This window comes from Streptomyces sp. ISL-87 (assembly GCF_018614095.1).
In the GTDB taxonomy this organism is placed as follows: domain Bacteria; phylum Actinomycetota; class Actinomycetes; order Streptomycetales; family Streptomycetaceae; genus Streptomyces.
Genome location: NZ_JAGGOY010000043.1, coordinates 1 through 22041, shown reverse-complemented (window position 1 = coordinate 22041; position 22041 = coordinate 1). Strand labels below are relative to the sequence as shown.

11 protein-coding genes are annotated in these 22041 nt (G+C 71.1%); 6 read left to right on the top strand and 5 right to left on the bottom strand.

Annotated elements, in window-relative coordinates; genetic code table 11:
- Window positions 1-16 precede the first annotated feature (16 nt).
- On the top strand, window positions 17-5410 hold the full coding sequence (pulA, locus tag J7I97_RS16415; RefSeq protein WP_251058858.1) for a pullulanase-type alpha-1,6-glucosidase: 5394 nt from the start codon (window positions 17-19) through the stop codon (window positions 5408-5410).
- A 119-nt stretch (window positions 5411-5529) separates the two neighbouring features.
- Here the strand turns inward: pulA and J7I97_RS16410 are convergent, their stop codons facing one another.
- From J7I97_RS16410 to J7I97_RS16400, 3 genes are all read right to left on the bottom strand, one after another.
- The gene (locus J7I97_RS16410; protein WP_214935527.1) at window positions 5530-6144 is read right to left on the bottom strand and encodes a hypothetical protein; all 615 of its coding nucleotides are present in this window, start codon (window positions 6142-6144) and stop codon (window positions 5530-5532) included.
- 144 nt (window positions 6145-6288) lie between these two features.
- Window positions 6289-6813, bottom strand: a complete 525-nt coding sequence (locus tag J7I97_RS16405; protein WP_214935525.1) for a GNAT family N-acetyltransferase — start codon at window positions 6811-6813, stop codon at window positions 6289-6291.
- 38 nt (window positions 6814-6851) lie between these two features.
- Window positions 6852-7595, bottom strand: coding sequence for a TetR/AcrR family transcriptional regulator (locus tag J7I97_RS16400; protein ID WP_214935523.1), 744 nt, complete (start codon window positions 7593-7595; stop codon window positions 6852-6854).
- A 262-nt stretch (window positions 7596-7857) separates the two neighbouring features.
- On the opposite strand from J7I97_RS16400, the gene J7I97_RS16395 reads away from it, so the two are divergent.
- Together J7I97_RS16395 and J7I97_RS39600 are read left to right on the top strand one after the other, a co-directional pair.
- Window positions 7858-11550, top strand: a complete 3693-nt coding sequence (locus J7I97_RS16395) for a LamG domain-containing protein (RefSeq protein WP_251058857.1) — start codon at window positions 7858-7860, stop codon at window positions 11548-11550.
- Window positions 11551-11558: 8 nt separating this feature from the next.
- A complete protein-coding gene (locus J7I97_RS39600) occupies window positions 11559-18038 on the top strand; it encodes an RHS repeat-associated core domain-containing protein (RefSeq protein WP_308369201.1) in 6480 nt (2159 codons plus the stop codon).
- A gap of 86 nt (window positions 18039-18124) precedes the next feature.
- Here the strand turns inward: J7I97_RS39600 and J7I97_RS16385 are convergent, their stop codons facing one another.
- Both J7I97_RS16385 and J7I97_RS16380 read right to left on the bottom strand, forming a co-directional pair.
- Window positions 18125-19174 carry a PDR/VanB family oxidoreductase gene (locus tag J7I97_RS16385; RefSeq protein WP_214935521.1) on the bottom strand — a complete coding sequence of 350 codons (1050 nt, stop codon included), beginning with the start codon at window positions 19172-19174 and terminating at the stop codon, window positions 18125-18127.
- Window positions 19171-20115, bottom strand: a complete 945-nt coding sequence (locus J7I97_RS16380; protein ID WP_214935519.1) for a metal-dependent hydrolase — start codon at window positions 20113-20115, stop codon at window positions 19171-19173. Before J7I97_RS16380 ends, J7I97_RS16385 begins: the two co-directional genes overlap by 4 nt.
- A gap of 143 nt (window positions 20116-20258) precedes the next feature.
- Here J7I97_RS16380 and J7I97_RS16375 point away from each other — a divergent pair, with 143 nt between their 5' ends.
- Genes J7I97_RS16375 through J7I97_RS16365 form a run of 3 tightly spaced genes read left to right on the top strand, consistent with a single transcriptional unit; the run spans window position 20259 to window position 21921 of the window.
- A complete protein-coding gene (locus J7I97_RS16375; protein ID WP_308364196.1) occupies window positions 20259-20726 on the top strand; it encodes a hypothetical protein in 468 nt (155 codons plus the stop codon).
- On the top strand, window positions 20720-20953 hold the full coding sequence (locus J7I97_RS39595; RefSeq protein ID WP_374103610.1) for a helix-turn-helix transcriptional regulator: 234 nt from the start codon (window positions 20720-20722) through the stop codon (window positions 20951-20953). Before J7I97_RS16375 ends, J7I97_RS39595 begins: the two co-directional genes overlap by 7 nt.
- A complete protein-coding gene (locus tag J7I97_RS16365) occupies window positions 20950-21921 on the top strand; it encodes an NAD(P)-dependent alcohol dehydrogenase (protein ID WP_214935517.1) in 972 nt (323 codons plus the stop codon). Before J7I97_RS39595 ends, J7I97_RS16365 begins: the two co-directional genes overlap by 4 nt.
- Window positions 21922-22041 lie beyond the last annotated feature (120 nt).

Below are 22041 nucleotides of genomic sequence, written 5' to 3'. Positions count from 1 at the left end.
ACCAAGGAGATCCGCCTTGATACGCCCTGCCGCAGGAGTCCTCGCCGCCACCCTGGCCGTGACCCTTCTGCCCGCCCTGCCCGCGGCGGCCTCCGCCGCCCGGCCGCCGGCCCCGCCCTCGGACGCGAAGCTGGCGGCCGAGCCCGCCCGGCACGACCTGACCCGGGAGCAGTTCTACTTCGTCCTCCCGGACCGGTTCGCCAACGGCGATCCGCGCAACGACCGGGGCGGCCTGACCGGCACCCGGCTGGAGACCGGCCTGGACCCGACGGACAAGGGCTTCTACCAGGGCGGCGACCTCAAGGGCCTGACCGACCGGCTCGACTACATCAAGGGGCTCGGCACCACGGCCATCTGGATGGCGCCGATCTTCAAGAACCAGCCGGTGCAGGGCAAGGGCGACGACGTCTCGGCCGGCTACCACGGCTACTGGATCACCGACTTCACCCAGGTCGACCCGCACTTCGGCACCAACGCCGACTTGGAGCGGCTGATCGACAAGGCGCACAAGAAGGGGATGAAGGTCTTCTTCGACGTCATCACCAACCACACGGCCGACGTCGTCGACTACAAGGAGAAGTCCTACGAGTACCTCTCCAAGGGCGCCTTCCCCTACCTGACAAAGGACGGCGTCCCCTTCGGCGACGCCGACTACGCCAACTCCGCCGACGGGAAGTGGAAGTTCCCGAAGACCGACGCCGAATCGTTCCCGCGCACGCCCTTCGTCCCCGACGCGAAGAAGAACCTCAAGGCCCCGGCCTGGCTCAACGACCCCGCGATGTACCACAACCGGGGCGACTCCACCTTCGCCGGGGAATCCTCCGGCCAGGGGGACTTCTTCGGCCTGGACGACCTGTGGACCGAACGTCCCGAGGTCGTCGGCGGGATGGAGAAGATCTACGAGAAGTGGGTCAGGGACTTCGACATCGACGGCTTCCGCATCGACACGGTCAAGCACGTCAACACCGAGTTCTGGACCCAGTGGGCCACCGCCCTCGACAGGTACGCGGCCCAGCGCGGCCGCAAGGACTTCTTCATGTTCGGCGAGGTCTACTCCGCCGACACCGCGGTCACCTCCCCGTACGTGACGCGGGGGCGCCTCGACGCCACCCTCGACTTCCCGTTCCAGGACGCGGTCCGCGCCTACGCCTCCCAAGGCGCGGCGGCCGGCCGGCTGGCCTCGGTCCTCGGTGACGACTACCGGTACACCACCGACAAGGCCAACGCCTACGAGCAGGTGACCTTCCTCGGCAACCACGACATGGGCCGTTTCGGGACCTTCCTGAAGCAGGACCGGCCGGGGGCGGGGGAGCAGGAGCTGCTCGACCGGTACCGGCTCGCGAACGAGCTGATGTTCTTCTCCCGTGGCAATCCGGTGATCTACTCCGGCGATGAGCAGGGCTTCACCGGCGCGGGCGGCGACAAGGACGCCCGTCAGCCGCTGTTCGCCTCGCAGGTCGCCGACTACCTGGACGACGACCAGCTCGGAACAGTGCGCACACACGCGAGCGACGCTTACGATCCGGGGCACCCGCTCTACAAGCAGATCAGTGCTCTCTCGAAGCTGACCAAGGACCACCCGGCCCTGCGCGACGGCATCCAGAGTGAACGTTTCTCCGACGGCTCGGTCTACGCCTTCGCCCGCACCGACTCCAAGACCCGCACCGAGTACCTGGTCGCCGCCAACAACGCCGCCGAATCCCGGACCGTGGAGATCGACGCCCCGGCCGGCGCCCAGTACCGCACCCTCTACGGCGGCACGGCCCTGATCCGGGCCTCCGCGGCCGGCAAGCTCACCGTCGTCGTCCCCGCCCTCGGCTCGGTGGTCCTCCAGGCCACCGCCCCGCTCGCCGCCCCCACCGCCAAGCCCGCCCTCACCCTGAAGGCCCCGGCCCCCGGCGCCACCGGCACCGTCGAGCTCTCCGCGGACGTCTCCGGCGGCGGCCCGGGTGCCCTGAACCGCGTGGTCTTCGCCGCCCAGGCGGGCACCGGCGCCTGGCAGGTCCTCGGCTCGGCCGACCACGCCCCGTACAAGGTCACCCAGCACATCACCGCCCCGGCCGGCACCCCCCTGCGCTACAAGGCCGTGGCCGTCGACTCTCCCCCAGCTACCGCTGGGGGTGCCCCCACCCGCCACACCGCGAGCGCCCTCGCCGAGTCCGTCTCCGGCCAGGCCCCGCCGACCGAGATCCCCACCGCCACCCAGCGCGACTACGCCGTCGTCCACTACAACCGTCCCGACGGCGACTACACCAACTGGCGGCTCTACGCCTGGGGCGACCTCGCCGACGGCGAAGCCACTCCCTGGCCGGCCGGCCACGACTTCACAGGCCGCGACGCGTACGGCGCCTTCGCCTACGTCAAGCTCAAGCCCGGCGCCTCCTCGGTCGGTTACCTCGTCATCGACAAGGACGGGAACAAGGACGTCGCCGCCGACCGCACCATCGACGTGACCAAGACCGGCGAGATCTGGCTGGAGCAGGGCAAGGAGCCCGCCCGCACCGACCGTCCCGCCTACCCGCCGCAGGACCAGACCAAGGCCGTCCTCCACTACAAGCGCGCCGACGGTGCCTACGACGGCTGGGGCCTGCACGTCTGGACCGGCGCCGCGACCCCGACCGACTGGTCCAAGCCGCTCCAGCCCACCCGCACCGACTCCTACGGCGCGGTGTACGAGGTCCCGCTCGCCGCCGGGGCGGCCGGCCTCAGCTACATCCTCCACAAGGGCGACGAGAAGGACCTCCCCTCCGACCAGTCCCTGGACCTGAAGGCCACCGGCCACGAGGTCTGGATGCTGGGCGGGCAGTCCGCGTACCTCCTCCCGCAGCCCGCCGGCTCGTCCGCCGCCCTGGACCTCACCAAGGCCCAGGCCGTCTGGATCGACCGCGACACCCTCGCCTGGAACGCACCCGCGGCCGCGGCGTCCGTCCAGCTCCTCGCCTCCCGCGAGGGCACGGTCAAGGCCGAGAACGGCGCCCTGACCGGCGCCGCCGGCGCCCAGTGGCTGCGGCTGGCCGCGTCCCGGCTCACCGACGCCCAGAAGCAGAAGTTCCCGCACCTGGCGACGTACACCGCCTACACCGTCGACCCGCGCGACCGCGACCGGGTCCGCGAGGCCCTGCGCGGTCAGCTCGTCGCGAGCGCCCGCGCCGCCAACGGCGCCGTCCTGGCCGCCACCGGCGTACAGCTGGCCGGCGTCCTGGACGACCTGTACGCGACGCAGGCCGCCCTCGGCCCCGTCTTCAAGGACGGCCGCCCCATCCTCTCCGTCTGGGCCCCCACGGCCCAGCAGGTCTCCCTCGAACTCGACGGCCGCACGGTCGCCATGCGCCGCGACGACACCACAGGCGTCTGGTCGGTGCGCGGCGAGCGCGGCTGGGCGGGCAAGCCCTACCGCTACGCCGTGACCGTCTGGGCCCCGAGCACCGGGCAGATCGTACGGAACCTGGTCACCGACCCGTACTCCACGGCCCTGACCACCGATTCCACGTACAGCCTGGCCGTCGACCTGGCCGACCCGAAGCTCGCCCCGCCCGGCTGGCGCGACCTGCGCAAGCCCGCGGCCGTCCCCTTCACCTCGGCGCAGATCCAGGAGCTGCACATCCGTGACTTCTCGGTCGCGGACCGCACCACCGCCCACCCCGGCCAGTACCTGGCCTTCACTGACTCGGACTCGGCGGGCATGCGCCACCTGCGCTCGCTGGCCGCCGCCGGTACCTCGTACGTCCACCTCCTCCCGGCCTTCGACATCGGCACCATCCCGGAGAACCCGGCGGACCGCACCGAACCCGCCTGCGACCTGAAGGCGTACGCCCCCGACTCGGAGGAACAGCAGGCCTGCGTGGCCGCCGCGGCCGCGAAGGACGCGTACAACTGGGGCTACGACCCGCTGCACTACACCGTGCCCGAGGGCTCGTACGCGAGCGATCCGAACGGCACCGCCCGTACGGTCGAGTTCCGCAAGATGGTCCAGTCGCTGAACGGCGCCGGGCTGCGCACCGTCATGGACGTGGTCTACAACCACACGGTGGCGTCCGGCCAGGCGGACAAGTCGGTCCTGGACCGCATCGTCCCGGGCTACTACCAGCGCCTGCTGGCCGACGGCAGCGTGGCCACCTCCAGCTGCTGCTCCAACACGGCGCCCGAGAACGCCATGATGGGCCGCCTCGTCGTGGACTCCGTCGTCACCTGGGCGAAGGAGTACAAGGTCGACGGCTTCCGCTTCGACCTGATGGGGCACCACCCGAAGGCGAACATCCTGGCCGTGCGCGCGGCCCTGGACGCCCTGACCGTCGCCAAGGACGGGGTGGACGGCAAGAAGATCGTCCTCTACGGGGAAGGCTGGAACTTCGGCGAGGTCGCGGACGACGCACGCTTCGTCCAGGCCACCCAGAAGAACATGGCAGGCACCGGCATCGCTACCTTCTCCGACCGGGCCCGCGACGCGGTCCGCGGCGGCGGCCCCTTCGACGAGGACCCGCGCGTGCAGGGCTTCGCGTCCGGCCTCTTCACGGCGCCGAACTCCTCGCCCGCGAACGGCACTCCGGAGCAGCAGCGCGCCCGTCTCCTGCACGCCCAGGACCTGATCAAGGTCGGCCTGTCCGGCAACCTCGCCTCGTACGTCTTCACGGACACCACCGGCCGCCGGATCAAGGGGTCCGAGCTGGACTACAACGGCGCCCCGGCCGGGTACGCGGCGGCTCCGGGCGACGCCCTGGCCTACGCGGACGCCCACGACAACGAGTCCCTCTACGACGCGCTGACGTACAAGCTCCCGCAGGGCACCTCGGAGGCCGACAAGGCCCGTATGCAGGTCCTGGCGATGGCCACGGCGGCTCTCTCGCAGGGCCCGGCCCTGTCCCAGGCGGGCACGGACCTGCTGCGTTCGAAGTCCCTGGACCGCAACTCGTTCGACAGCGGCGACTGGTTCAACGCCATCCAGTGGGACTGCGGCGACGGCAACGGCTTCGGCCGGGGTCTTCCTCCGGCCGCCGACAACCGTGCGAAGTGGCCGTACGCGAAGGCGCTTCTGACGAAGCCGTCCCCGACCTGTGCGCAGAGTGCCGCGACCTCGGCGTCCTACCGCGACCTGCTCAAGATCCGCACCACCGAGCCGGCGTTCGCCCTCACCACGGCGCAGGCGGTCCAGTCCGCCCTCGCCTTCCCCCTCTCGGGCAAGGAGGAGACCCCGGGCGTGATCACCATGACGCTCGGCGACCTGGTGGTGGTCTTCAACGCCACCCCTGCCGCCCAGGCCCAGCGCATCCCGGACCTCGCGGGCCGCGGCTACGCGCTGCACCGGGTGCAGGCCGCAGGCTCCGACCCCGCGGTGAAGGAGTCGGCGTACGACGCGAAGACGGGAGAGTTCACCGCGCCGGCCCGCACGGTAGCGGTCTTCAAGCGCTCCTGACCGACCGACCGACCGACCGACCGACCGACCGACTGATCGATCGACTGACTGACTGACTGACTGACGCGGCGGTGCCGGCCATGGTCCGGCACCGCCGCTTCATGCCGTCAGGACCGGCCTCACACCCAGATGCGGACGGCTTCCATCTGCCGGGACTGGCCCGTGGTCCCGACGTACACCGGGTTGCCGGCCAGCGAGTTCAGCCAGCCGTTGTCGGCGACATGCGCCTGCGCCCCCACGCTGCCCGACCCGACCTGGACGCCCAGTGCCTCCATCCGGCGGGACTGGCCGGTGGTGCCGACCGTCACGGCCGTGCCGTCCCCGGCACACGCCCAGCCCTGCCAGCCGATGTCGGCGAGGTGGGCGTTGGCGCAGACACCGCCGACGCCGCTCGTCGCGATCACCACGGCTTCCATCCGTCGGCTCTGCCCGGTCGTCCCGGCCACCTGGCCGTCGCACACCGCCGACTGCCAGCCGATGTCCTGGACATGGGCCGCGTAACAGACCCTCCGGGCGTTCGGGGCCAGCGCCCGCTGCCGGGCCGTCGCCGCCTCGACCTCCGCGATCACCGCGGCGGGCGCCTGTACGGCGGAACCTCCCGCGATCGCCTTGCTGCTCGCCGGGGCCGGCGCCGACGGCTGATCCTGCGCCTGAGCCGCCCCCGCGGCCCCCAGCACACTCGCCAGCGCCACACCTAAAACGGCGCCCGCGGCCCTGCTCATGGAATTCTTCAAGGCATTCCCCTCCTGGTACCGACTGGTCGCGCCCATCTGTACCGGCGCCTCGGAGAGAACGGCAACCGGTTGCGGGCGACGCGGCCGAGAGGGGACCCGACATGGCGCGTGCCGGATCCTTGCGCGCGCCCATTTCCCTGTGCGTCAGCAGTCGAGGAGCCGCTCCAGCAGGATCACTCCGTACACCCGCCCGTCCTTGGCCTGCTTGGACGGGAACTCGCCCACCACCCGGTAGCCCGCGCCCTGGTAGTACGCGAGCAGCCGCGGGTTGGTGGAGACGCAGTCCAGCCGCGCCCGCTCCCGCCCCGTCCGGGCGATCCGCCTCTCGGCGTGTTCGAGGATCCGCCGCCCGGCCCCGGCGGGCGCGGCCGAGCGCTCCACCATCAGCCGGTGCACATAGCCCGCGACGGGCGGCTGTATCCCCCAGGCCTCCTCGTCGGACCACCACAGCTCGTACCCGCCCACGACCCGCCCGTCGGCGTCCTCGGCGAGCCACACCTCACCGTCGCGCATCTTTTTGCGGAAGTGCGCGACGTCCTTCTCGCCCGGCTTCCACTGGTCGATGCCGTTCGCCCGCATCCACCGGGCAGCCTGGTCGTACAGCTTCACCAGCGTGCCGGCGTCCTTCTCCTCGGCCTGCCGGAACAACATCCCGTCGTCAATGATCACGCGGGCATTATCACGCGGCCCCCATCACCGCGTCATGATCATCGCGGCCCGGGCGCCGTCTCCGCCCCGCCGTCCCGCGCCGCCCCCGCGACACCCGGCACGAGCGCCGCCAGCCGCCCGACCAGCACACCGAACGGCCCGTCGGCCGGCTCGTGGGCCAGGATCCGTACCAGGATTGCGGCCATCTCCTCGTCGTACGCGGCACTTACGGCGGCCAGCGCGGCGAAGTCGTGCACGAGCTGGAGCTCCAGCTCGGCCCGGGGGATCTTCCGGCCGTCCAGCCAGATCAGCGCGGTGGACTCGGCGAGCGACACCCACGAGCGCACCACGAGCTCCAGCCGCGCGGGCGGCTTCTCGACTCCGAGGTGCTTGAGGATCTGCTCGTACGCGGCGTGCCGCACCTCGTCGATCATCGCGTTGGCCCGGCTGCTCCCGGCCGCCGGACCGCCCCGCATCAACGCCGAGAAACCGGGCCCGTGGTCGTCGACGAAGGCGAAGAACCGCCCCATCACCCGCAGCAGCCTCGACCCGAGCGGCCCCTCCTGCGGCTCCACGAACCGCAGCGCCAGCTCATCGGCCGCCCGCCGCAGCGCGGCCTCGTACAGGCTCAGCTTGCCCGGAAAGTAGTGGTAGACGAGCGGCCGCGATATCCCGGCCGCCGCCGCGATCTCGTCGATCGACACATCGTCGGGCGACCGGTGGCTGAACAGCTCCAGCGCCACCCCGATCAACTGCTGCCGCCGCTCCTCGACACCCATCCTGCGTCGCACCCCGGTTGTCATGCGGACACCCTACTTCGCCCCTCCCCATGCCTGACCAGGGCGCCGTCCGGCTGCCGGATGCCGATGGAACACCCCCGGCCGGTGACCGGATTCGGACAGTTGGGTGATTTGCGGGGGGAGCAGCTTCTTGCAAATCGAGAATCGGCCAACTGGCTCCATTGATGCGTCAGTTGGGCTGTGCCAGCATGCGCCGATGTGATCGGCTTCATGGCCGGATCACGCGGGTCTGGGGAGGACCCGGCATCAATGGGGGGATGGGGACATGTCTGCGATCAGAGGCAGAACGATCCGCCATGCCATGGCGACGGCGCTCGGCGCCGTACTCCTGGCGGGCGTCGTACCTGCGTACACGCCGAACGCGGCAGCGGCCGAAGCCGCAGCCGGCGTCGGAGCCGCGACCGCGGCACCCGCGCCTTCCGAGAGCCAGAAGGCCCTCGCGGAAGCCGCGAAATCCGGCCAGCCGGTCGAAGTGATCGGTGAACGGAGCGAATTCGCCACCACCTACGCCAATCCGGACGGCAAGTCCTTCCGCCTCGACCAGTCGGTCGTGCCCGTCCGGGTCAAGGCCGGGAGCGGCGACTGGGTCAAGCCCGACGCCACGCTGGAGGTCCGCCCTGACGGGACGGTGGGGCCGAAGGCCGCCGTCGCCGGGGTGAGCTTCTCGGGCGGCGGCGACAAGGCCGGCCTCGTCACGATCCGCCGCGGCGCGCACACCATGTCCCTCGGCTGGCCGGGCAAGCTGCCCAAGCCCGTCCTCGACGGGGACAGCGCCGTCTACCCGGAGGTGCTGCCCGGCGTCGACCTGCGGATGACCGCCACCGAGGTGGGCTTCCGCGAGGTCCTCGTCGTCAAGACCCCGCAAGCCGCGAAGAACCCGCGCCTCAAGCGCATCGAGTTCGCCCTCAAGGCCGACCGGCTGCGGGTCAACGCGAGCAAGGGCGGCGGCATGGTCGCCGCCGACGCCAACGGCAACCCGGTGTTCACCGCCCCGCCCGCCCGCATGTGGGACTCGAAGGGCGACCCCGCGGTCGCCACGCAGTCCCCGCGCACCAAGTCCCCGGCGCTCAAGGCGGAGGGCGGGGCCGCCCCGAAGAGCCGCGCCGCAGCCGCCCCGGAGGAGACGCCCGCCGACGGGCCGACGCCCGGGGACCAGGTCGCCGACATGCCCATCCAGGTCGGCGCCGAGTCGCTCGCCGTCGTCCCCGACGCCGGCCTGCTGGGCCAGACCGACCCCGCGGCGTTCCCGCTCTACATCGACCCGGACGTCTCCCTCGACGACGGCACCGAGCACACCGCGCTCCGCAACGACGGCGTCTCGTTCTGGAACTGGGACAACGGCTCCGACAACATGGGCAAGGGCATGGGCAAGTGCGGCTCCTGGAACGGCTACTACTGCGGACCGGGCTACGTACAGCGCCTCTACTTCGAGTTCTCGCCGAACAAGCTCGCCGGCAAGGAGGTCCTCTGGGCCCGCTTCCGGATCACCGAGCCGTGGGCCTTCCAGTGCAGCGTGCGCAATGTCTGGCTGGTCCGCATGGACGCGGAGATCAACCCGTCCACGACCTGGTCGAACAAGCCCAACTACGCCGACCTCATGGGCGACCGCTGGCTGTCCGCGGGCCGCGGATCGGCCTGTGACCCGGACTCGCCCGCCGCTCCCGTCGAGTTCTCCGACGCGGCGGACGAGCCGGACGAGAACCTGACCCCCACCGTCCGTGACTTCGCGAACGGCCGCTACAACCGCCTGGTGCTGGAGCTGCGCGCCGAGGACGAATCGGACACCGCCGCGTGGAAGCGCTTCCGCAACGACGCCGTCCTGTCCGTCGACTACATCAGCAAGCCCAACGTCCCCATCTACGTCGGCCTGGTCGCGGGCTCCGGCGAGGTCTGCACCGGCGACGCGTCCAAGCCGACGATCGTCTCGGACCCCACACCGGCCCTGACCGCGATCACGGAGACCGTGTGGGGCGGCGAACCGGGCGCCTCGCTGCGCATCGCGTTCCAGACGGAGAAGAAGGAGTCCGACGGCAGCTGGGGCCCGGTCCGGGCCAATCCGGAGGATCCCTGGGCCATCGAGCGGCCCAGCTCCGGCTACGTCGCCGACAACGTCAAGATCACCAGTGATCCGCCGGCCACCCTCCAGGAGGGCGCCCTGTACCGGTTCCGCGCCTGGACCAAATCCTTCGCGGGCTCGAACTGGCGGGACAGCGCCCCGAGCGGGGACTGCTACTTCAAGGTCGACCCGAGTGCCCCCAACGCCCCGGTGATCACCTTCGGCAGCCCGTACAGCGCCTGCACCAGCGTCAGCTGCACCGCCGCCGGCAAGCCGGGCACGCCCGGCCAGTTCACCTTCGGGCCGGGCAGTGGTGACACCAACACCGCCTACCAGTACAAGCTGGCCACCGCCTCCGCGTGGACGGAGGTCGCCGGGGCGCAGCCGACCGTCTCCATCACCCCGCCCCTCTCCGGGACCATGCGCCTGAGCGTGAAGGCCAAGGACTCCCTGGGCCGCTGGGGCGCCGAGAACATCGTCGACTTCGTGGTCAAGGAAGGGCCCGGTCCGGTCGCCCACTGGAACTTCGACGAGTTCGACGGCCAGGCCGTGGACGTGTCGACCACCGATCCGGCCCTGCGGGACAACGCCGATCTCGCCCCGGGCAGCCTGCGCACCGAGAGCGGCCGCCGCGGCTGGGTCGAGACCCCCACCCCGCACAACGACCGCACGCTCCAGCTGAGCGGCAGCGGCCAGTACGCCATCACCGCCAAGCCGGTGATCGACACCCGGGCCTCCTTCACGGTCGCCGGCTGGGTCCGGCTCGACCGCACGGACGGCAGCTTTTCGCTGGTGGGCCAGGCGGGCCAGAGCATGAGCGGTGTCGCCATCACGGCCTGGGCCGGCAAGCCGTGGATGATGCAGATGGCCACGGAGGACACCGTGGAGGGCTACAAGACCATGCGCCGGCTCACCGGGACGACTCCGGCTCAGGCCGGGGTGTGGACCCACGTGGCCGCGACGTACAACGACGTCACCGACATCGCGACGCTCTACGTCAACGGAGTCTCCCAGGGCTCGATGACCGTCAGCAACCCCATCGCCTCGCCCGGCGCGATGAGCATCGGCTTCATCAAGCACGCCGGAAACTGGGTGGACTACCTCCCCGGCCGGATCGACGAGCTCAAGGTCTGGCAGGAAGAGCTGACCGGCCCCGCCGTCAAGCAGGACGCCTCGCTCCTCGACCCGGCCACCGGCAAGGCGTACGTGGAACTGGCCGGGGCCTGGGACCTCTCCCAGCCCGGCACCCTCCCGGACACCTCCGGATACGGCCGCAACCTCACCACCACCGCGGGCACCTCGGTGACCGGCGGGGCCCTGGCGCTCAACGGCACCACCCAGGCGGCGACCGCCGCGGGCCCCCTGGTGGACGATTCGGGCTCGTTCTCGGTGACGGCCGAGGCCACGCTGGACAGGGCCGCTCTGCTGGCCCGTCCGAACGGCTCCAAGGCGCAGGTCCTGGGGCAGCGCACGACGTCCGGGTCCTCCTGGGGCCTGTGGTTCGAGAAGACCGCGAACGTCACCGTGCGCGACCCGGACGACCCCATGCAGACGCGCACCGAAGTGGAGGGCAAGTGGTACTTCGGCCGCCTGACCGCCGACGGCTCGGGTCCGTCGGTCGTCAGTGAGGCCGCCGTCCTGCCGGGCGCGCCCGTGCAGGTGACCGGGGTGCGCGACGCGCAGACGGGCACGGTCAGCCTGTACTTCGGCGCGACGCCGCAAGGGGCGCCGACCGCGTTCACCTCGGCCGTGGGAACCGCGGAGTTCGCCGTGGGCAAGGGCTTCACCGACGGCGCCTGGGGCCACTACCTCCCCGGGACGGTGAAGGGGATGCGGGTCTGGTCCGGTGCCTTCAGGAGCGCCGAGCAGGTCCACGACGTCGTACTCACTCCGAGCCTCTGAGGAAAACCGTGTCCACCGAAGAACTCGCAAGACGACTGCGCTACCGCGCTCCGCTGGTGGCGGCCCTGGCTCTCGCGCTCTCCGTGCCCGGGTACCTCGCCCCCCTCGCCGGCGCCGCCGAGCTCCCCGGCGCCCCCCGGCTCCCCAAGGCCCGTGACGCCAAGGTCCGGGCGGTGAACGCCGAGGGCGCCAAGGAGGCCCGCGAGCGGGTCGCCCGGGACAAGGCCGCCAACAAGGTCCAGGCCGACCGGGCCCGCGCCGAGGCCCGGGCCGCGTGGCCGAAGGCCGCGACCCTGGTCCAGGACGTGTCCGGCGCCCGGACGGCCACCCGGCCGCTGGTCGACGTACGCCCCTCCACGCGGGCCAGGAACCTGCCGCCCGCCGGCGCCGTCGGGGGCAAGGCCACCGTCAAGGTGCTCGACCAGCGGACGGCCGACCGCGCGGGCATCACGGGCGTGCTCTTCTCGGCCACGGCCGAACGGCCGGGGCCCGCCCAGATCACCGTCGACTACGCGCCCTTCGCCTCCGCCGTCGGCGGCGGCTGGTCCAACCGCCTGGGCCTGGTCACCCTGCCCGCCTGTGCGCTGACCACCCCCGAGAAGGAGGAATGCCGTAAGACGGCTCCGCTGCCCTCGGACAACAGCCTCAAGAACCGCTCCGTGACCGCGACCCTTGGGCGCGTTCCCGCCGGCACCGAGCAGCCGGCCGTCTTCGCCCTGATGGCGACCGACGCGGCCTCGCCGAAGGGCGGCGGCGACTTCAAGGCGACCCCGCTCTCGGCGTCCTCGACATGGGAGTCGGGTGCCTCGGCCGGCACGTTCAGCTGGTCGTACCCGCTCACCGTGCCGGCCGCCGTGGCCGGCCCCACCCCGTCGCTGGCGCTCTCGTACAACTCGGGCAGCATCGACGGCCGGACCGCCAACACGAACAACCAGGGCTCCCAGATCGGTGAGGGATTCGACCTGACCGCCTCGTACGTCGAGCGCAAGTACGGCTCCTGCGACGACGACGGGCAGGACGAGAAGTACGACCTCTGCTGGAAGTACGACAACGCCTCGCTGGTCCTGAACGGCAAGTCCACCGAACTCGTCAAGGACGCCACCACGGGCAAGTGGCGCCTGAAGGACGACGACGCCTCCCAGGTGACCCGCGAGAGCGGCGCCGACAACGGCGACGCCGACGGCGAGTACTGGAAGGTGGTCACCGGCGACGGCACGACCTACACCTTCGGCCTGAACAAGCTCCCCGGCGCCGGAGCCGACGGCACCAACTCCACCTGGACCGTCCCCGTGTTCGGCGACGACAAGGACGAGCCGGGCTACGCCAAGGGCTCCGCCTTCGCCGACCGCGCCGAGACCCAGGCCTGGCGCTGGAACCTCGACCTGGTCCAGGACGTCCACGGCAACGCGTCCAGCTACTGGTACGCCGCGGAGTCCAACCACTACGCGAAGAACGGCGACAAGACCAAGCTCGCCGGCTACGTCCGCGGCGGCTACCTGACGGAGATCCGCTACGGCCAGCGCGCCGACACGCTCTTCTCGGCCACCCCCTCCCACAAGGTGACCCTCGGCTACGCCGAGCGCTGCCTCGCCGCCACCTGCGACTCACTGACGAAGGAGACCTCGGACAACTGGCCCGACGTCCCCTTCGAGGCCCTCTGTGAGGCGTCCGAGACGGACTGCCGCCCCGTGGCACCCTCCTTCTTCACCCGCAAGCGCATGACGGGCGCCACCACCTACGCCTGGTCCACGGCCGCGGAGCCCGACGCCTTCACCCCCATCGACTCCTACGCCCTCACCCAGGAGTACCTGGACGCGGGCGACCTCGGGGACACCAGCGACCAGAGCCTGGTCCTGAAGTCCCTCAAGCGCACGGGCAGCACGGGTACCGCCGTGCCCCTGCCGCCCGTGGAATTCACCTACCACATGCGCCCGAACAGGGTGGACGCCGACGGCGACGACATCGTCCCGCTGAACCGCCCGCGCATCAACACGATCACCTCCGAGGCGGGATCGATCACCACCGTCACGCTCTCCGACCCGCAGTGCGTGCGCGGCAGCCGGATGCCCGCGGCCGAGGACGACAACAGCCTGTCCTGCTACCCGGTCTACTGGCCGGTCAACGGCGGCGAGATGGCGCTCGACTGGTTCCACAAGTACAACGTCACCGCCGTGACCGTCGCCGACCCGGCCGGTCAGAACGACCTGCTCGAATACTCCTACGAGTACGAGAACCCGGGCTGGCACTACAACGACGACCCGCTCACCCCCGAGGACCAGCGCACCTGGTCCGTCTGGCGCGGCTACGGCAAGGTCACCTCGTACACGGGCGCCAGCGGGAAGACCCGCGGCAAGGGCGTCAAGGTCTTCATGCGGGGCCTGAACGGGGACAAGCGCAAGGACACGACCGCGACCCGCACCGCCGTGGTCGCCGCCGTCCCGGTCTCCGGCCTGACCGTCCCCGACGTCAGCGACGACGACCAGTACGCCGGATCGATCCGCCAGGAGATCACCTACAACGGATCCACCCCGGTCTCCGTGACCGTCAACGGCTTCTGGAGCAAGCAGACCGCCGCCCAGCAGCAGTCCTACGGCAACACCAAGGCGTACTACGTCCGCACGGCGAGCACCCAGGCCCACACCTACCTGACGGCCGCCCACACCTGGCGCACCACGCAGAGCGACTTCACCTACGACGACACCTACGGAATGAAGACCCACGCGTCCTCGTCCGGAGACACCGCCAAGACCGGGGACGAGACCTGTACCCGCACCTGGTACGCCCGCAATGACGCCAAGGGCCTGACGGGCCTGACCTCCCGTGTCCGCACGGTCGGCGCCCTCTGCTCCGTCACCGACGACCAGCTGGTCCTGCCCGCCTCGGCGGCGACCCGCGGCGACGTCCTCGCCGACACGGCCACCGTCTACGACAACCCCGCCGCCACCGGCTGGGCGGCAGACCAGAGCCCCAGCCTGGGCCTGCCGACGTGGACCGGCCGCGCCCAGGCCTATCCGGCGGCCATCGGCACCGCCGACCGCCATCCGGCGGTCTCCGGCGGCTGGCAGACCGTCTCGAAGACGACGTACGACACGGCCGCCGCCAAGCTCGGCCGCCCGCTGTCGGTCTCGGACGCGGCAGGGAACACGACGACCACCAGCTACACGCCGGCCGGGTCCGGACCGCTGACGGCCACCCTGGTCACCGCGCCGAAACTGACGTCCAACGGCCAGCAGCACAAGGCCTACAGCGAGTTCGACCTCCGCGGTTCGCCACTGCTGTCCGTCGACGCCAACGGCAAGGAGACCCACCACAGCTACGACGGCCTCGGCCGCATCACCAGCACCTGGCTGCCCAACCGGAGCGTGAACAGCGAGAGTCCGAACGTCAAGTACGGGTACTCGCTGGTCCGCGGCTCGCAGCCGTGGACCTCGATCTCGACGCTCCAGGCGAACGGCACCTCGTACCGGACGGCCTACTCGATCGCCGACTCCCTGCTGCGCCCGCTCCAGACGCAGACCCCGTCGTCGAACGGCGGCCGGATCCTGACCGACACCCGCTACGACTCGCGCGGCCTGGCCTACGAGACGTACGCCGACATCTGGGACAAGGACAAGGCGGCCGAGGGCGTCTACGCCCGCGCCGAGTACGGCAGCACACCGTCCCAGACGCAGACCGTGTTCGACGGCGCCGGCCGGGCCACCACCACCGCCCTGCTGGTCTACGGCGTGCAGAAGTGGTCCACCACCACCAGCTACACCGGTGACTCGGTGGCCACGACCGCCGTCCAGGGCGGCACCGCGAGCCGTACCGTCACCGACGCCCTGGGCCGCACCACCGAGACCCGCACCTACGCGGGCGCCACCCCCGACGACCCCGCCTTCGGCGGCACGACCCCCGGCACGGCCTACACGAGCGTGTCCCACACCTACACCCGTGACGGGAAGCAGGCCTCGCTCACCGGCGCGGACAACACGAAGTGGACGTACACCTACGACCTCTTCGGCCGTGAGGCCACCAACACCGACCCGGACAAGGGGAAGTCCACCACCACCTACACGGCCCTGGACCAGATCGCGACGTTCAAGGACGCCCGCAACACGGTCCTGGAGTACGGGTACGACGAGCTGGGCCGCCGGACCGGTCTGTGGAAGTCGCCCAAGTCCGACGCGACCAAGCTCGCGGCGTGGACGTACGACACGGTCCTGCGCGGCCTGCCGACCGCGGCCATCCGCTACGAGGGCGGCCTGACGGGCAAGGCCTACACGAAGGCCGTCGCGGCGTACGACACGCTCGGGCGGCCCGCGAAGAACCAGCTGATCCTCCCCGCCGACGACCCGCTGGTCACCTCCGGAGCCATCGCGGCCACCACCGAGTACGGGGTCGGCCACCGGCTCGACGGCACGGTCAACACCACCTCGGTGCCGGCCGCCGGCGGACTGCCCGCGGAGATCCTCCAGATCGACTACAACGCCTTCGGCCTTCCCCAGCGACTCACCGGCACCAGCGACTACGTCCAGGACGTGGCCTACTCCCCGCTGGGAGACGTCCAGCAGCTCACCCTGGCCCGGTCCGGGGCGGCGGGAGTGAAGAAGACCTTCATCGGCAACACCTACGAGGAGGGCACGCGCCGCCTGCTGAAGTCCACGGTCAACGACCAGACCCACGCGGGCATGCTGCAAGAGCTGACCTACAACTACGACCAGGCGGGCAACGTCCTGTCCGTCTTCGACCCGGCCCCGCTGAGCGGCTTCACCAAGGCCGACAACCAGTGCTTCGCGTACGACGGCCAGCGCCGCCTGACCGAGGCCTGGACCCCGAAGACGGCCGACTGCTCCCCGGCCGGCCGCACCGTGGCCAACCTGGACGGCGCGGCCCCGTACTGGAGCAGCTACACCTACACGGCGTCGGGCCAGCGGGCGGCCGAGAAGACCAACGCGGCCACCCCGTCCACCCGCACCTACTGCTACGACCCGGTCCGGCCCCACGCCCTGGCGGCCACCACCACCGGCGGCACCTGCGCGGGAGTCTCCGCCCAGTACATCTACGACACGACGGGCAACACGACCCGGCGCGCCGAAACGCCGGGCAGCGGCACCTCACAGACGCTGACGTGGTCGGCGGAGGGCAAGCTCGGCAAGCTGGCCGAGGGCACGGGCTCGACGGACTACCTCTACGACGCCGAGGGAGACCTGCTGATCCGCCGTGCCGCCGGCGGGGAGACGGTCCTGTACACCGGCGCCACCGAGGTCCACGTCAAGGGCACCCAGAAGTGGGCCGTCCGCTCCTACACCCTGGGCAGCAGCAAGGTGGCGGTCCGGACCAACCAGTCCGGCACACCGCAGCTGTCCTTCACCGCGGGCGACAGCCACGGCACCTCCAGCCTGACGGTCTCCGGTGACGACAGCCAGACGGTGGCCAAGCGGTACACCACCGCCTTCGGGGCCGCCCGCGGCACCGGCCCGGCCACCTGGCCGGACGACCGGCGCTTCCTCGACAAGCCGGAGGACACCAACACGGGCCTCACCCACATCGGGGTCCGCGAGTACGACCCGGGGCTCGGCCAGTTCCTGAGCGCCGACCCGGTTCTCGTGAAGACCTCCGCGCAGTCGCTCAACGGCTACAGCTACGCCGGCAACAACCCGGTCACCACCTCCGACCCCAGTGGGGCCTGCGCCGAAGTCGACTGCCCGACCCGCCCCTGCCCCACCTGCCGCAACTCGACGCCGGGCCACGAACCCCGCGACGGTGACGATGTGCCCGGCAGCGGTGGTGGCGGCGGCGGTGGTGGCGGCGGCGGTGGCGGCAGTTCCTCGTCGCAGAAGGACCGAAACCGGTACGGGGACGCGATTCCGGGGCTGGACGACTCGCGCTCCTCGTGCGCGATGTATCCGGCGGTCCACGGATACTGCTCCGCGCTCCCCGTCTACCTCGGCCAGATCAAATACCCCGCCGGGTACCAGACGGACCCGGCGTTCCTCGACATGGTGAAGGAACTCGAACCGTATGACATAGCCCGGATGTGGCTGGACGGCAGCGGCGAGGACTATCCCCACCTCATCTTCGGACCCGATTCGAAAATGACGCGCGCCATCGCGGCGACGGACCACAACAAGGCCGTCGAAAAGGAAGTCATCGAGACGGCGAACGCCCTCAAGTCCGGGAAGGTCGGACTGGACTCCGACTGGCACGAAGCGAATCGGCACGGAGAGGCGATGGACGCCGTCGGCCTCTTCTCCCGGTTCGGCAACGGGGACTTCGAAACCGTGGTCGGCTCCTGGAGCGAGTCCTACCAGGTGGCGAAGATAAACAAGAAGGACCGTACGGTCACGGTCAACTTCCAGGCCTCGAACACCACCGGCTGGGTGTCGTTCTGTCACGACGGAGCCTGCTCCCGCCCCGATACGTCCAAGGGCAGGGGTGCCAGCGTCCGGCAGGACTACTACTGGACGAAGGTCCTGAGCCTGGACCAGTGGAGTGACAGGCGCTGAAAACCGGACGGCCCGGTGCGCACGTTCGGGAAACGTGCGCACCGGGCCGTCGTGCGTGTGAAGGGGGGTGACGCGCCGGACGCCCGTCAGAGGTCCAGGACCAGCCGGTCCTCCTTCTTGGCGCGGGAGACGCACAGCAGCATGGAGTCCTCGCGTTCCGCGTCGGTGAGGAGCTCGTCGCGGTGGTCCACCTCGCCCGCCAGGACCCGGTGCCGGCAGGTGCCGCAGAAGCCCTGCTCGCAGGAGTACGGGGTGTTGGGCAGCTCCCGGCGGACGGCCGCGAGGGTGCTTTCGTCCGCCGCGACCTCGACGGTGCGGCCCGAGCGGCGCAGTTCCGCCGTGAAGGGCCTGGCCTCGCCCGTGGGCGCGGCCGGGGTGAAGCGTTCCAGGTGGACGGGTGTGCCCGGCGGGGCGGCCTCGGTGACCGCCCGCATCAGCGGCTCCGGGCCGCAGCAGTACACCAGGGTGCCCGGCCGGATCCCGGCCAGGGGGGCCAGGCCGGGAAGGCCCGCCTCGTCCTGCGGGACGACCGTGACCCGGTCCCCGTACGCGGTGAGTTCCGACGCGAAGGGCATCGAGGCCCGGCTGCGGCCCCCGTACAGCAGGGTCCAGTCCGCGCCGGCCGCCGTAGCCGCCCGGAGCATCGGGAGGATCGGGGTGATGCCGATGCCGCCCGCGACGAAGGCGTACGAGGGGGCGGGGACCAGCTCGAAGCGGTTGCGGGGCGGCCGCAGTGCGAGCTCGGCGCCCTCGACCAGCTGGGCGTGGGCCTCGCGGGAGCCGCCTCGGCCGTCCTCGATCAGGCGGATCGCAAGGGTGTAGCGGCCCGCGTCGGCCGGGTCGCCGCACAGGGAGTACTGGCGGACCAGACCCGAGGGGAGCACCACGTCCACATGCGCGCCGGGGGTCCACGCCGGGAGGTCCGGTGATTCCAGGACCAGGTGCAGGATGCCCTCAGCCGGCTTCGTGCGCGAGACGATCAGGGCGTGCAGGAGCCGGCGCGGGGAGTAGCCGGAGACCGGGGTTTCCAGCGCCGGGAGGGGCCACAGCGGGGAACGGGTGATGCGGCGCCGCACGGCCCGCTTGGTCAGCCAGGCCGCACCGGCCACCGCCGTCACGGTCAGGGCGCGCCTCATGCCTTCACCCCGCCGGGTGCGCCGCCGGTCGCTGCGCCGTTCGCTCCGCTGTTGGCCCCGCCGTTCGCTCCGGGCGAGGAGGCCAGGTAGGCCACCGCCTGCGCCGTCGAGCCCTCCTGCGAGGGGTGGTAGGTGCGGGAGAGGTACGTCGGGATCGACCTCAGCATCGATCCCGCCGACGGGAGCACCCCCTGCTGCCCGGCCCGCAGGAACTGGCCCACCGAGGCCTTGGCGGCGGGCAGTTCCGGGTCGTTCTCCATGAAGAAGCGGGCGCCGCGCTGCCACAGGAAGACCAGCGCCGTGAAGGCGGTCGCCCATGTCCGGGCCCGGCGGCGGTAGTTGCCGTCCACGTGCATGAAGAGGTCGAAGGCCACCGAGCGGTGCTCCACCTCCTCCGCGCCGTGCCAGCGCAGCAGGTCCAGCATCATCGGGTCTGCGCCGCGCCGGTCCAGCTCCTCGGCGTTCAGCACCCAGTTGCCCAGGAACGCGGTGTAGTGCTCGATCGCCGCGATCATCGCGACCCGCTCCATGAGCCACCACTTGCGCGCCCTGCCCGGCGGCAGCGTCCGGTCGCCCAGCATCTTCTCGAAGAGCCAGTCCACCTGCGCCGTGTACGGCGTGGGGTCCAGGCCCAGCCGCTTCAGGTGGGGGAGTACGTCGTCGTGCGCGGCGGCGTGCATGGCCTCCTGGCCGATGAAGCCGATGACGTCCGCCCGCAGTCGCTCGTCCTTGATGTACGGGAGCACCTGCTTGTAGACGTGGACGAACCAGCGCTCACCCGCGGGGAGCAGCAGGTGCAGCACGTTGATGGTGTGCCCGGCGAACGGGTCGGAGGGCAGCCAGTGGAGCGGGGTGTCCTCCCAGCCGAAGGACACGTTCCGTGCCTTGAGCTCTATGTGTTCCGACGCCACGGGGGCGGGCGCGGGCGGCGTATTAGACATGGCGTCAATGTACTGATGGGTACTGGGAAGGAGAACCCCTCTGCAGCGACTTCCTGCCGCAGTCCGAGGCAGTGGCCGGCCCCTCTTCGACCCAGCCGTGTAAGAAATTATTGACATCATGTGCGATTGATTTTACATTCACCGTGTCAAAGTTGTTTTACACGGGAGTGGGTGCGGACGTGGCCTTCCAGGAGAAGCGCGCGTGGATCATGGGGGTGGTGGCCATCGCCGGCTACGCCGTGTACCTGGCCGTCGTACTGGGCCGGGCCCAGGACGGCGTGCCCCTCGCGGAGGTCTCGTACGTCGCGCCGCTGCTGTGGGCGGTCGGGGGCGCGATCGCGGCCTCGATCGCCCTGCACATCCTGGTCGCGATCGCCTCGCCCGGGGACGCCGACACCAAGGACCAGCGCGACAAGGAGATCGCCCGCCTCGGGGAGTACTCCGGGCAGTCCTTCCTCGTCATCGGCGCGGTGGCGGCGCTGGCCCTCTCGATGGCAGAGGCGGACCAGTTCTGGATCTCCAACGTGATCTACCTGGGCTTCGTGCTCTCCGCGGTGCTCGGCTCCGTCGTGAAGCTCGCCGCCTACCGGTGGGGGTTCCAGTCGTGGTGAAGCCGACCGGCATCACGAACCGGATCCGCACGCTGCGCTTCGAGCGCGCGGAGATGACCCAGGCAGAGCTGGCCGAGCGCATCGGTGTCACCCGCCAGACCGTCATCGCCATCGAGAAGGGCCGCTACTCGCCCTCCCTCGAAACGGCGTTCAGGATCGCCCGCGTCTTCGCGGTACCGCTTGAGCAGGTCTTCCAGTACACGGACGACGAAGGGACGGCGCCGTGAAGGCGATCGTGCAGGACGGATACGGCTCCAGCGATGTCCTCGGACTCCGGGACATCGAGACTCCGAAGCCCGGCCGCGGCGAGGTGCTCATAGCCGTCCGGGCGGCCGCCCTGGACGCCGGGGTCTGGCACCTCATGAGCGGGCGGCCCCGTCTGCTGCGCCTCATGGGATACGGGCTGCGCGCGCCCAAGGTCCGCGTGCGGGGCCGCGAGGTCGCCGGGCGGGTCGAGAGCGTCGGCGAGGGCGTGACCGGGCTGCGGCCGGGAGACGAGGTGTTCGGCATCTGCGAGGGGTCCTTCGCCGAGTACGCGACCGCCTCGCAGGACAAGCTCGCGCACAAGCCCGCCGGCCTCCCCCTGGAGCAGGCGGCCGCCCTGCCCATCTCCGGGCTCACGGCGCTCCAGGCCCTGCGCGACGCCGGCCGCGTCGAACCCGGGCAGCGGGTCCTGGTCATCGGCGCCGCGGGCGGGGTCGGCACCTTCGCGGTGCAGCTGGCCAAGGCCTACGGCGCTCACGTCACCGGCGTGTGCAGTACCGCGAAGACGGAGCTGGTGCGCTCCCTCGGCGCGGACGAGGCCATCGACTACACCCGCGAGGACTTCGCCGACGGCGACGTGCCCTACGACCTCATCCTCGACACCGCCGGCAACCGCCCCCTCTCGCACCTGCGGCGGGCCCTGACCCCGCGCGGCACCCTTGTCATCATCGGCGGCGAGGGCGGCGGTCAGTGGCTCGGCGGCATGGACCGGGTGCTGCGGGCGGCCCTGCTGAACCCGTTCGTGCGCCACAGCCTCAAGGGGTTCATGGCCTCGGAGCGGCGGGAGGACCTCGACGTGCTCAAGCGACACGTCGAGGACGGCACCCTGACCCCGGCGATCCAGCGCACCTGCCCCCTCGCAGGGGCGGCCGAGGCCATCGACCAGCTCCACCGGGGCGAGGCCCGCGGCAAGATCCTGATCGTGCCCTGAAGACCTGAGTCAGCGGGATCTTGCGAGGAACCCCGGGGCTTCAGCCCCGGGAGGAATCGCATCCTTGGCGCGGAGGCGCGGAGCGCCGGAGTTGCCTGTGCCTCCGTGGTGACGGTCAGT

Bases quoted from the DNA above. Each gene is read 5' to 3' on its own strand.
- J7I97_RS16395 (WP_251058857.1), top strand. From the start codon at position 7,858: ATGTCTGCGATCAGAGGCAGAACGATCCGCCATGCCATGGCGACGGCG.
- J7I97_RS16400 (WP_214935523.1), bottom strand. From the start codon at position 7,595: ATGACAACCGGGGTGCGACGCAGGATGGGTGTCGAGGAGCGGCGGCAG.
- J7I97_RS16380 (WP_214935519.1), bottom strand. From the start codon at position 20,115: ATGTCTAATACGCCGCCCGCGCCCGCCCCCGTGGCGTCGGAACACATA.
- J7I97_RS16385 (WP_214935521.1), bottom strand. From the start codon at position 19,174: ATGAGGCGCGCCCTGACCGTGACGGCGGTGGCCGGTGCGGCCTGGCTG.